9 protein-coding genes are annotated in these 12,153 nt (G+C 53.4%); 7 read left to right on the forward strand and 2 right to left on the reverse strand.

The features are described 5' to 3' along the window. Nucleotides 1-570 precede the first annotated feature (570 nt). From DM813_RS24015 to DM813_RS24045, 7 genes are all read left to right on the forward strand, one after another. Nucleotides 571-3,189 (forward strand): glycosyltransferase family 4 protein, encoded by a 2,619-nt coding sequence (locus DM813_RS24015; protein ID WP_164897289.1) that lies wholly within the window; start codon nt 571-573, stop codon nt 3,187-3,189. Between the two features lie 215 nt (nt 3,190-3,404). Then, nucleotides 3,405-3,863, forward strand: a complete 459-nt coding sequence (locus tag DM813_RS24020; protein WP_164897290.1) for a hypothetical protein — start codon at nt 3,405-3,407, stop codon at nt 3,861-3,863. Between the two features lie 76 nt (nt 3,864-3,939). After that, nucleotides 3,940-4,974, forward strand: a complete 1,035-nt coding sequence (gmd, locus tag DM813_RS24025; protein ID WP_128325912.1) for a GDP-mannose 4,6-dehydratase — start codon at nt 3,940-3,942, stop codon at nt 4,972-4,974. 246 nt (nt 4,975-5,220) lie between these two features. Continuing rightward, nucleotides 5,221-6,171, forward strand: a complete 951-nt coding sequence (locus tag DM813_RS24030; RefSeq protein WP_128326426.1) for a GDP-mannose 4,6-dehydratase — start codon at nt 5,221-5,223, stop codon at nt 6,169-6,171. Next, a complete protein-coding gene (locus DM813_RS24035) occupies nt 6,168-7,346 on the forward strand; it encodes a glycosyltransferase family 4 protein (RefSeq protein ID WP_128325913.1) in 1,179 nt (392 codons plus the stop codon). Before DM813_RS24030 ends, DM813_RS24035 begins: the two co-directional genes overlap by 4 nt. A gap of 98 nt (nt 7,347-7,444) precedes the next feature. Continuing rightward, nucleotides 7,445-8,548, forward strand: a complete 1,104-nt coding sequence (locus DM813_RS24040) for a glycosyltransferase (protein WP_128325914.1) — start codon at nt 7,445-7,447, stop codon at nt 8,546-8,548. A gap of 301 nt (nt 8,549-8,849) precedes the next feature. Then, nucleotides 8,850-10,700, forward strand: coding sequence for a DUF7024 domain-containing protein (locus tag DM813_RS24045; RefSeq protein WP_128325915.1), 1,851 nt, complete (start codon nt 8,850-8,852; stop codon nt 10,698-10,700). Between the two features lie 139 nt (nt 10,701-10,839). Here the strand turns inward: DM813_RS24045 and DM813_RS24050 are convergent, their stop codons facing one another. Beyond that, nucleotides 10,840-11,778 carry a glycosyltransferase family 2 protein gene (locus DM813_RS24050; RefSeq protein ID WP_128325916.1) on the reverse strand — a complete coding sequence of 313 codons (939 nt, stop codon included), beginning with the start codon at nt 11,776-11,778 and terminating at the stop codon, nt 10,840-10,842. After that, entirely contained in the window at nt 11,771-12,148 is a 378-nt protein-coding gene (locus tag DM813_RS24055; RefSeq protein ID WP_128325917.1) for a GtrA family protein, read from the reverse strand. Before DM813_RS24055 ends, DM813_RS24050 begins: the two co-directional genes overlap by 8 nt. Between the last annotated feature and the right edge of the window lie 5 nt (nt 12,149-12,153).

The following is a 12,153-nucleotide window of genomic DNA, read 5'->3' on the forward strand; positions in this document are numbered from 1 at the left end:
CAGAGCAACTTGCATTGCAAACCGAAACGCACCACGCACGCGTTCAGGCACTGCTTAGCAGTACGTCCTGGCGTATTTCCTCGCCGCTGCGGGGCGTGTCGATCGCTGCCCGCTGGGTACTGTCATTGCCGGTCCGGCTGTTGAAGGCAATGTTTCGACCGTTGGTGTCAGGGCTGATGGCGGGCGTCTTGTCGCGACCAGCGTTGAGTCAACGGCTAAATCGCCTGCTGAAAAGGTTTCCGCGGTTACATGCCCATTTGCGGGCGTTCGCCATTCACCGGGAATTTCTGCAAGAAAGCATTTTTGCCGAGTCGGTTGAAATCGCTGATACCGAGGCTGGCGCGCCTGAGGCGGCCTTGGCAACAAAGGTCGAGACTGTACCGGTGAATCCGGGGCAAGAGGCGGTTGCTGGTGAGCCACGCCTTCATGGCTCAGGCGGTATCGACTTCAATGATGCCTCGAACATGCGCCTGTTTGATGCGTATGTTGAAAAAAACGGTGGTGCGGCGCATGCGGTCATTGCGCAGGCACACAAGAAAATTATTGATGACTGTAGCGAGAAGTGAAGTAATGGAATTCAAGGACAACGCCAAGGCGCTCTTTCGCCTGGCGGGCGGCAATTGCACCTCAGGAGCTGAGGTTGATTTCTTTTCATGGTCGGAAGCTGCTGTCGATGCCGTAGCAGCTATCTGTTGTGGAGAAACGTTCGCCAATCTGGGGTTGTCGCGGGTCAATGACAAGGAAGAAGTCGTACACCTGGTGTACTACTACTACCTGCGACGTCTGGCAGATCCAGGTGCAATTGAGCGTCTTCGTGTCCGGGATCGAGCAGGGCTGGTTGAATACTGTCAGGCCGCAATATTGCGTTCGGAAGAATATTCGCTACAAGGTCGATCCGAATTTTCCCTTGAATTCGCTTCTCGATCAGACACTGGCCCGAACATCTTTTTTGATGTAACCAATACCACGACTACCAAAGCCCGTACGGGCATCCAGCGGGTGGTTCGGGAACTCAGTCGTGAGCTGCAGGGCAGCAGTGCGGTCGAGAATATTGTTTATGTTGCCTATTCGAGGGCGGATAAAAAATTCAAGCGCGTCGCTTTGGACGATGATGAATTCGTCGAGCTCAACGACGCCGCTCAGGTCTGCTTTGATCGGGGTGATGTGTACTTCGATGTCGATGGCTCATGGGGCGATGCTGTCTCGCGCTGGCCGTTGTATCGCACGTTGCGGGAGGCGGGTGTTCGTATCTTGAACGTCCATTATGATGCAGCCCCTATCCTGTTCCCCATGTACTCGCATCCGATTACCGTGCTGCGATTCCTCGAGCATTTTTTTGCCGCTTCCAATTTTTCAGACACGTTTGTTTGCATTTCTGAAGCGGTGCGGCGCGACTATATAAAAATCGCCGAGCAGTTGAAGGGGCGTTGTGCACCTACCACGGTCATGCCGTTGGGTAACGTGTTCTCGGCGCTGGATGCATCCGACGAAAAAATTCCCGTTGAGGTTTCGAAGTTCTCTCGCGAACGTTTTGTGTTGTTTGTAGGGACTGTTGAGCCGAGAAAGAACTATTCGCTGCTCATCCGCAACCTCGATATGTTCAAACAGCTCGGGTTGAAGGTCATCCTGGTCGGGAAGAAAGGCTGGGAGAGCGACGAAGTTATTGACCGGCTGGCCGAAGCACAGAAAGCGGGCAATTTCCTGTGGCTGCAGAATGCTACAGACGGCGTGCTCAAGCACCTCTACGAAACATGCTACCTGTACGTCTCGGTTGCTCACTACGAAGGCTACGGGTTGCCCGTACTCGAGGCGCTTTCTTACGGGTGTGCCGTGGTGACCAGTGACGGTGGTGCGCTCGAAGAGGTAGGGCGTGGGTATACCTTGAGTTTCCGCCTGGATGACGAGCAAGGCTTGGCGCGAACTGTCAGCGCTCTTGTCGCCGATCCGCAGCGCTACGACCAGTTGAAAGCAAACGTCAGCAAGTTCCATGCGCCTGTCTGGTCTGACGCCATTGCAAAAGTGCACGAAGTATTGCGTGCCTATCTGCCTTGTGACCGGCACGGCATCGACTGGCAAACGCTGCAGCTGGTGTATATCTCCATCCGCCCAGAGTCGCTTCAGCGCTCGTTGCTGTCGCTGAAAAAGTTCGGGCACCTTGGTGCTGTTGTCGTACTGACCAGTGAGGCGATGAAGGGCGCGGTCGAGGCTGTGCTGGCATCATTGGGCGTTGCAGGTGTTGTGCTCTGCGATGAAGATCTGTTTGTCGGTGAAGAAATTCCGGCCGACCATCAGGAGCGGAATTTCCAGCTGCGCAAGCGCCTCTATGGCAATGCTGCCATCGAGCCTGTTTTCCTCTCGCTTGATGATGACGCCATTCTGCTGAAACCATTACCGGCCAACCACTACGGCGATCAGCAGAACTACAAAGGCTATTACTACTTCTCCTCGATGGCCAAGTGGCGTGCCAGCCCGTTTGGCATGACTTCGTATGACGAAGGGCAGTGGAGAACTTCGGCACTCCTGACTGCGCATGGCTACGGTGACAAATCGTTTTCCGCTCACCAGCCACAGATCATCGAGAAGCGACTGGTCCAAGAGATCTACAGTGAGTACGCCAACTGCGTTGCAGGGGGTGTTGATGAATGGTCGTTGTACTTTAACGTGTGCCTGAACCGTTACAGCAATCGTTTCTGTGCCGTGCCAGTGACGACATTGAACTGGCCAGAAGATTATTCGTCGTGGATGCCAGGCTGGTTTGCCAGTGAAGTGCATTACATGAATTACTACCCCGGCAATGATTCTGCCAATGACCCTTCGGCAGGATTGCTCAATTACGCCGCAGCGTACGACAAGTACCATGCCCAGCGTCTGATTGGCGGGGTAGCCAAGCCAATGACCCTGGCTGTAACGGACGACAATGTAGTGGCCGGCTTACCCGGGCTGTGGATCGATATCAACGTCAATCAAGTAATGGCGGGTGTTGGCTATCGAATCTATGCGGGCGATGCTGTTGTCGTTGATGGCAGTCGGGATGTTCAAGCGGTTTCACCGCGGGCGCCGTTGAAAGTGAAGATGCCATTGGAGCCCGGTGAGTACGAGCTGTGTGTCTTTTGGGTGGAGTCCGGCAGTCAGATCTCGTCGGCGTCAGTGCTTGTGTTCCCTTGGCGGCAGGCATTGCAAGGGGCGTAAGGCCGCACCTTTGATAGTGCGTCGTGGAAATGGCGGTTTTCCTGGCGCACCGCAAGGTAGTGGCAGAGTTTTTGCGTTGAATATTTGATGTTAAAATGGCCGTTTGTCCGGCATGCCGGTTACGCACGGCTCAAATTCTATTTTTTGGGTGCAGTATGGGGAATGTAATAAGCAGCCGTTTGGGTAACGGTTACTCGTTCAATGCGAGTACTGTTATGAAAACGCTGGTGTGTGCAGGGGTTTTCTCGTTGCTTGCTGCCTGTGATGACGGCAAACAAAATGCGGCTTCGCCAGCGGGAAAGGCACAGCAGGACGTATTTCACGCTGAGTACAAAACGGATCGCCTGGATTTGCAAGTCAAGGCAGGCTCGAAATTCGTGGTACCCGTGACCGTTGAAAATACTAGCCAGGTCGTCTGGTCCTCGGGCAAGGATCGTGTCCACGTCGCTTACAACTGGTTGTATGTTGACGAGCAGATGCTGCTGCGCGACGGCGTGCGTACCTCGTTTTCTCAGGATGTAGCACCAGGGAAGGAAGTCTTGGTAAATGCCACTGTAGTGGCTCCGAAGGAGCAGGGTATTTATTTGCTGAGAATGAATATGGTCCAGGAAGGCGTTGCCTGGTTCTCGGATAAAAAGGTCAAACCACTGGACCTGACGGTAATCGTAAACTGACCGTTGCGGGTTTTATCTTTTTTCGTCAGGCCGCGCGGAGTGCGGCCTGGGTGTTTTTAATTGAGGAATAGAGTTCATGAAGAAGGCCATTGTCACTGGAATTACTGGTCAAGATGGGGCCTACCTGGCACAGCTGCTGCTGGAGAAAGGGTATTCCGTGTATGGCACCTATCGGCGTACCAGTTCGGTAAACTTCTGGCGAATTGAAGAGCTGGGTGTCGCTCAACATCCAAATTTGCATCTGGTCGAGTATGACCTCACCGACCTCTCCGCATCGATTCGTTTGCTGCAAACCACTGAGGCCACCGAGGTATACAACCTGGCGGCCCAGAGCTTTGTCGGTGTTTCGTTCGATCAGCCGCTGGCCACTGCCGATATCACCGGCCTGGGTGCGGTGAACCTGCTTGAAGCCATCCGCATCGTTAACCCCAAGGTGCGCTTCTATCAGGCCTCTACTTCCGAAATGTTCGGCAAGGTCCAGGCCATTCCACAAGTCGAGACGACGCCGTTCTACCCACGCAGCCCCTATGGCGTGGCCAAGCTTTATGCGCACTGGATGACCATCAACTACCGCGAGTCTTATGACATCTTCGGTACCAGTGGCATTTTGTTCAACCATGAATCGCCACTGCGTGGTCGCGAGTTCGTGACCCGGAAGATCACCGATTCGGTTGCAAAAATTCAGCTGGGCAAACTGGATGTGCTTGAACTCGGCAATCTTGATGCCAAGCGTGATTGGGGCTTTGCCAAGGAATACGTCGAAGGGATGTGGCGGATGCTTCAGGTTGATGAGCCAGATACTTTTGTATTGGCCACCAATCGCACTGAAACGGTTCGTGACTTCGTATCGCTGGCGTTTAAAGCCGTTGATATCGATCTGGAGTGGAAGGGCCAGGCCGAGCAAGAACAAGGCATTGATGCTGCTACCGGTAATGTACTGGTCTCGATCAATCCGAAGTTCTACCGCCCGGCTGAAGTTGAACTTCTAATTGGTGACCCTGCCAAAGCCAAGGCAAAACTGGGTTGGGAACCTAAAACCACACTGGAAGAGCTGTGCCGGATGATGGTTGAGGCGGATCTGAAGCGAAACGGCCAGGGCTTTTCGTTCTAATTCGTTCGCTGGCAATGCGCAGCGCTAAGCAGCGTTAGTCAAGACCGCAGCATCCTTTTATTCAGGGATGCCTGCGGGGCTGCTTGCAACGCAGGGATGTTGTTCGTGTGACCGGCAGCGCGCCGTTGCACGCAGTGCTCATTGCCAACTGCAGGGTAGGTGTCCCTCTTTGTTTTTGTTGTTTACGAGGGTTCTGCATCGCGAGTGCCTGATCGAAACTTCCCTTACTGGATCTGGATGTCACGTATGAAAAAAGTTTTGTTGACTGGTGCCAATGGCTTCGTCGGGCGTATCTTGCGCAGTCAGCTGGTGGCTGCCGGATGGTCGGTAACCGGCATTTCTTCGAATCGCCTGGACGCTGCTTCGGCGGATGACATTCAACTGGATATTCGTGACGCAGGCGCTGTGGCGGAAGTGGTTCAGGCGGTACAACCCGATGCCATTGTTCATCTGGCGGCGGTGACGCATGTACCGACCAGCTTTCGTGAACCGCAATTGACCTGGCATACCAATGTGCTGGGCACCCTCAATCTGCTTGAGGCCATCAAACAGCATGCGCCGCAGGCATTTTTATTATTCATCAGTTCGTCCGAAGTGTATGGCGAAGCGTTTAAATCGGCGACCAAGGTCAATGAGGAAAGCCGCTGCCTGCCGATGAACCCCTACGCGGCGAGCAAGCTGGCTGCAGAGTTGGCCTGCCAGCAGCACTTCCGTCAGGGCTTTGCCGGCGCCATTGCGCGCCCTTTCAACCACATCGGTCCGGGGCAGTCGCCCGATTTCGTCACGGCATCCTTCGCCCGGCAGATTGCGCAAATTGAAGCCGGCCAGCAAGCACCGGTGATGAAGGTCGGCAACCTTGAGGCCTGTCGAGATTTTCTTGACGTGCGTGATGTGTGTGATGCGTATGTGCAGTTGCTTGCGCTGGCCAACACGCCCATTGAAGGCCGCGTTTTCAATATTGCCTCGGGGCGCGCACGCAAGATCCGCGACATCCTGGATGTAATGTTGCAACAGAGCGCAGTGGCCATTGAGGTTCAATTGGACCCCGAGCGCCTGCGCCCTTCGGACATTCCATTTGCGGTCGGCGATAGTCAATACATGACGCAGGTAACGGGTTGGCAACCGCACTTTGAATTGAGCGACACATTGGCACAACTGCTGACAGACTGGCGCGATCAGGTGAGTTTGGGGCAATGAGGCTGTTACTCAATACTGAATCGCTACGCCCGCCGCTAACCGGTATCGGAAACTACACGCTGAATTTGTTGGACCAGCTGCACGCGCAGGCAGCCGATTCAACCATTGATTGCTTTGACGGTGCCCGCTGGCTATCGGCTACTGAAGTGCTCGATGGGCATGGTTCGGTCCATACACCTGCTCCGGGTGAGGCACCAGGCGCTCGCGAGCTGACAACGCGTTTTCGCTCTTTCGTGCGTGGCCTGCCGTTCGCCTATCGGGCGCGAAGTGCTATTCGAAGCGCTGTTTTCCGCCGGGAGGCAAGCAAGCGAAAGGGTTACATCTATCACGAACCCAATTTTATTTTGAAGCCTCATGCCGGTCCGTGTGTCGCGACCATCCATGACCTTTCTTTCGTGCATTACCCGCACTTCCATCCTGCCGAACGGGTGGAGTGGTTGAACCGGGAACTGCCGCGTACTTTGGCGCGCGCGGACTACCTTATTACCGACTCAGAGATCGTCCGCCAGGAACTGATCGAGCGCTATAACCTCAGTGCCGATGTGGTTCGGGCGATTTACCTGGGGGCAGACAAGCGTTTCATCCCGCGGGGCCCGCAGCAAACGGCCAGCGTGCTGACCCAGCACGGGCTTGAGCATGGTCGCTATGTCGCATTCGTCGGTACTCTGGAGCCTCGAAAGGGATTGGCACAGCTGCTGGATGCCTGGTCGCAGTTGCCCAACGCGCTGCGTCGGGCGTTCCCGCTGGTAATTGCCGGGGCTCCGGGGTGGCGTAACTCGGATTTGCTTGAGCGCATTCAGGCCATGCAGGCTCGCGGCGAAGTGAAATACTTGCGGTTTGTTTGTGCAGAAGAGTTGCCGTTGATTTATTCAGGCGCAGCAGTGTTTGCGTACCCCTCGGTGTATGAGGGGTTTGGCCTTCCTGTGCTGGAGGCGATGGCGAGCGGGGTTCCGGTGGTTTGCACGAGTGGCACCTCCATGGCGGAGTTTGCGCAAGGCGCGGCGGCGCTGCATGAACCTGGAAGCAGTGAGTCGCTTGCGTTCCAATTGAGTGCGCTGCTTGAAGATGAAGGCTTGCGTGATGGCTATATTCACAAAGGTCTGCTGCAAGCGCAGAAGTTCTCCTGGGAGCGCTGTGCACGCGAGACGCTGGACGTTTACCGCTCCATCGGGTGATAGCCATTGTAAGTCGGTGGGTTATTAAAAGTGTGTATGCCTATCGGGGTGAGCGTTCTGTTGAGGCCTATACAGGGATGTAACCCTAGAGAATTCATTTGAAGATCTTACATTTTTACAAAACCTTTGCTGCCGATCAGCATGGCGGGGTTGAGCATTTTATCAGGCACCTGACGCATGCCACCTCGTCGTTGGGCTGTGAAAATACGATACTGTCGTTGGCGCGCGAGCCAAGTGCCCCTCTGGTTACCAAGGAATATCGGCTTTTTCAGGTCAAGGAAAGTGCCAACTTTGCCTCTACGGGGATGTCCGTGTCCGCGTTCTCGGCGTTTTCGAAGCTGGCGGCCGAAGCAGATATCATTCATTACCATTTCCCTTGGCCGTTCATGGACCTGGTGCACTTTGCCACTCGCGTCGGCAAACCGAGTGTTGTCACCTATCACTCCGATATTGTCCGGCAACGCTTGATGTTGCCAATCTACCGGCCACTGATGAACATGTTCTTGCGCAGCGTAAGTGCCATTGCGGGAACGAGTCCAAATTACCTGCAAAGTTCTCGTGTGCTGAAACAGTTCCAAGACAAGTCGTTGGCGATCCCGATTGGCTTGCAAGAGTCTTTGTATCCGGCAGCTCGTGCATCGACGACTACTGAGCTCAAGGCGCGATTCGGCGAGCGTTTCTTCTTGTTTGTTGGCGTACTGCGCTATTACAAGGGGCTGCATTTCCTCCTGCAAGCGCTCAAGAACACCGAACTGCCCCTGGTTATCGTCGGTGCCGGGCCGATTGAAAACGAGCTGCGCGAGGAGGCCACCCGCCTGGGCTTGACCCATGTCCACTTCATTGGCCAGGTAACCGAGCAGGAAAAGGTCGACCTGTTCAGTGCCTGTTATGCCGTGGTGTTTCCGTCGCATCTGCGCTCAGAGGCCTTTGGCATCAGCCTGCTTGAGGGGGCGATGTTCGGCAAGCCGATGATCTGCAGTGAGATCGGCACTGGCACCAGCTTTATCAATCAGCACGAAGTGACAGGGCTGGTGGTTCCACCTGCCGATGCGCAAGCACTCAAGGCAGCAATGCTGCGACTGTGGGAGGATGCGGATGAGGCAGCGCGTTTCGGTGCAGCGGCGCGCCAACGGTTTTTACAAGTGTTTACGGCGCAAGTGATGGGTGAGGCGTACAGGGATTTGTATACGACTCTGATCTGATGATTGTTCTGAGGGTGCCGGATTGTTTTTGCAGGCGTATCCAGGCTACTTAAGTCGTGGTGTTACTGTATACCCTCATCCCGCAGTAAAGCCACCGAGCGTCGATATAGCCAGCACCGAACTGTCTTCAGTAGAGTGCTTTGGGGATGGCAGTATGGGGCTCAATTTGACAAAGGAAGTTTATGGGGATTAAAAGAGTAGGCGAAGTGTTTCGGCGAAATTGTCGGCCAGGTTTCTCGTCTTCATCGCTAGCGCATGAAGTGTTTTCAATTTATTTTTGCTGTTTTTATGGGTTTAAATAATGAAAAATCCTATTAGGCTCAAGGCGAGCTATTTTTTGCTTGGGGCGTGTATTCTTTCTTTTTTGATTTTTCGGTTTTCCCGATTCATCCAAACTACCAGTTTTGACCTGGTTCAGCATCTCCTTTTGGTTGACGAGTTGACTCGGAATGCTGGTGTTCAAGCGAATGCTTTTGATCGTATAGGCCCGATGGCTCTGTATCCGCCCGCATCTCACTGGATGGCAACGATCATTGGGTGGGTTGGCGGATCTGGTCTCGTCGGGATCACGATAGTTACTATCGCTTCCGTGTATCTCTGTTATGTATTGATTATTAATCTTGTCGATGCCTCTTCGCCAAAACGTGTGTTGCTTTTCTCTCTTGCCTTCTTGGTGCTTACGTTAACTAGTTCTCAAATAGGATGGGAGGTTGCTGAGAATTTTTTCTATCCTCAGATAGTTGCGGACGTGATGTATTTTGGCATTCTTTTGTGGGTGTCAAGGGATGCGAGAACATGGAAGCAAACGATACTGTTCCTGTTGGCCGGCTTAGTCACTATGTGGATACAGCCGTTGGTCGCAATTCATGTGCTTGCTGCTGGATGCGCTTTAATGGCGTTCCAGGTATGGAAATTCTGGAGTGAACAGCCCTCTCAGCGTATTTCAAATGCAGCGTGTCTTGCGGCATTGATCGTCGGTTCTGTATTGATCATCTTTACCAATCCCGCATTTAAAGTAATGCGCATGATATCGGCTAACGACGGTGGTCTTTATCTTGGATACGATTCGTTTATGCTGGTTGCGTTCTTGTGCGCAGCAATAGGCGTTTGGAATTTGCGGCAATACTGGCGCGGCAGGGCTGAATATACCGATGCAGTCCTAGGTTCCGCTGTCGTTGGAGCAGTTGGTCTGGTTGTCATCCAGTTCGCCATGTTGAAGCTGTTTGGTGATGGGTCGAACTATGCAATCAAGAAGCACATGTTCATTGTCTTTACTCTCGGTATTGTGAATGCTGTTCGTGTAGCCGCAGCTTATTTTCCTTTCGGCGAAAAGGGTTTAAATCCGGGATGGGTTGCTCCAGTTCTGGCTGGCGTTGCTTCAATGTTTGTGTTTGATGGCTACAATAAGCCAGTAGCGCCTATTCTTAATGCAATGACATATGCAGCTAACACTGCAGACTATCAAATGCCTGGTTTTATCCCTGGTAATACGGTGTTCCTTGATAGTGGGCTGCCGCTAATGGGTAACTTGATGGTCACGCTGACGGCACTTCAGCACCCATTCAATCCACGCGCAATATCGTGGCAGCGCGGGGCGTCAATGACTGAGGGGGTGAAATATGCAATCGTAAGACGTACTCCGCATATCAATACAGTATGTGATTCACGTTTTATTGAAACTGCAAATTTTGTGGTTATTGATCCCGCGTGCATGGGTAAATACGCAGCTGGTGAAAAGCTGAACTTCGCTTCTGGAGGGAATGGTTGGTCATATGCTTCAGGTGGATGGAGTGTGGCGGAGGCTTGGGGAGCTTGGGCGTTTGGTAATGCAGAAGCATCAGTAGTTTTGCGTGTGCCATCTAGTTCGTACCAGTTGCAAATTAACGGCAGGGCCTATGTGACCCAGCAGCATCCGAAGCAGATCGTTGTCGCAGAAGTAAACGGCACCGAAGTCGCGACTTGGTCGTTTGATTTGAATGAGTCGAGCGGTACGCGAACAGCAGAAATTCCGAAGGATTTGATTAAGGATGGCTCGTTGCGAATTGTCTTGAAGGCACCCGGTTCTGTTTCTCCTGCACAGATTGGCCAATCAGCAGATACTCGCGTGCTTGGCATCGGTTTGCATACGCTTACGTTGGTTGCCGTTCCATAAACTCTGATGTATCGGCATATTTTCGGAAAGCGCTACTGCTAGATAGCAAAAAGCCGCCAAGGGCGGCTTTTTGCTTTTTCTACTGCCTGCCGAAAGATGTGGCCGTCGGTGCTCAACGCTGTAGTTTGGTCGAGACGGTTCAGGATGCGTCAAAGTTGACGCGTTCCGCCTCAACAACCAGCGGCATATTACGCATTTGGGTGTGCACCGAGCCGAGGTATTCCCCAAGCATCCCGAGAAACAGTATTTGCACCGAACTAAAGAAGAAAAGAGAGATCAGCAGGGGAGCGACGCCGAGCTGGAAGGAGTTCCAGAACACCAGTTTTGCCACGAGGAAGCCAAAGGCGATCAGCAGGCTGAGCATCGCCAGCAGCCCGCCGCCCATTACCATCAGGCGCAGTGGCACCTTGGAGTGGTTGGTAATGCCCAGCATGGCAATGTCGTAAAGGGTGTAGAAGTTGTTTTTGGTAATACCGCGTTGACGCCGGGGTTGCTTGAAGGGAACGGTGGCAATCGGGAAGCCGATCTCACACAGCAGGCCGCGGAAGTAAGGGTAGGGGTCGTCGATCTTTCTGAGGATCTCCAGCACAACCCGGTCGAACAGCCCGGCGCCGGTGGCATTTTTTACCAGGGGCACTTCCGATATACGGGTGATGAAGCGGTAGTAGGCCTTTCTGACGAGGAACATCAGCGCTGACTCTTCGCTTTCGGGTTTGACCGCGAGGACGGTCTTGAACCCTGCTTCCCACTTCTTGATGAACTCTTCAATCATTTCTGGCGGATCTTGAAGGTCGGAGGCAATCAAGACGCACGCATCGCCCTTGGCTTGGAGCAAGGCGTGATAAGGCGAGCGGATATGGCCGAAGTTGCGGGCATTGAGAATGAGTTTGACCCGCGAGTCTTGAGCTGCGAGGCCACGCAGTTTTGCGATACTGCCGTCGGTCGAGCAGTTATCGATAAAAATGTGTTCGTAGTCATAGTCGAGGCGCGACATGACTTCGACGATGCGCTGGTAAAGCTCATCAATGTTGGCTTCTTCGTTGTAGCAGGGCGTCACGATGCTTATAAGCTTACGCATAATTAAAAACGAACCTGTTATTAATAAAAAAAGAAAGTAGCGCCATGGGCAATATCAGCGCGATACCGGCGAGGTAAGGGTCCATGCCAACCGATTTCAGGGCGGCGATGCCTGCAACGTTGGCGCAATAGACAATGCCGTACCCGGCAATGAATCTAAAAATCAGCTTGTTGTTTCTGGAGCCAAAAACCAGAGCGCCTGTGCTCTTGAAGTTGAATGCGATACCCAGCAGCGTGGCCAGAAACAGCGCCGCGCTGTAGTGCAGGCCAAGGTAGAGAAAGGCAGCAAAACAGCCATAGCCGAACGCGGCGTTCATCAAGCCGACCAACAAAAATCTGACAAGCTTCACCTTCAATAGCGTGTGCAGCATCGAAG

Source organism: Pseudomonas alkylphenolica (assembly GCF_004025535.1).
GTDB classification, from domain to species: domain Bacteria; phylum Pseudomonadota; class Gammaproteobacteria; order Pseudomonadales; family Pseudomonadaceae; genus Aquipseudomonas; species Aquipseudomonas alkylphenolica_A.

What these genes read in the sequence shown, in the direction of transcription:
- DM813_RS24015 (WP_164897289.1), top strand. Translation starts at nt 571, where the DNA reads ATGGAATTCAAGGACAACGCCAAGGCGCTCTTTCGCCTGGCGGGCGGC.
- DM813_RS24020 (WP_164897290.1), top strand. Translation starts at nt 3,405, where the DNA reads ATGAAAACGCTGGTGTGTGCAGGGGTTTTCTCGTTGCTTGCTGCCTGT.
- gmd (WP_128325912.1), top strand. Translation starts at nt 3,940, where the DNA reads ATGAAGAAGGCCATTGTCACTGGAATTACTGGTCAAGATGGGGCCTAC.
- DM813_RS24030 (WP_128326426.1), top strand. Translation starts at nt 5,221, where the DNA reads ATGAAAAAAGTTTTGTTGACTGGTGCCAATGGCTTCGTCGGGCGTATC.
- DM813_RS24035 (WP_128325913.1), top strand. Translation starts at nt 6,168, where the DNA reads ATGAGGCTGTTACTCAATACTGAATCGCTACGCCCGCCGCTAACCGGT.
- DM813_RS24045 (WP_128325915.1), top strand. Translation starts at nt 8,850, where the DNA reads ATGAAAAATCCTATTAGGCTCAAGGCGAGCTATTTTTTGCTTGGGGCG.
- DM813_RS24050 (WP_128325916.1), bottom strand. Translation starts at nt 11,778, where the DNA reads ATGCGTAAGCTTATAAGCATCGTGACGCCCTGCTACAACGAAGAAGCC.
- DM813_RS24055 (WP_128325917.1), bottom strand. Translation starts at nt 12,148, where the DNA reads ATGCTGCACACGCTATTGAAGGTGAAGCTTGTCAGATTTTTGTTGGTC.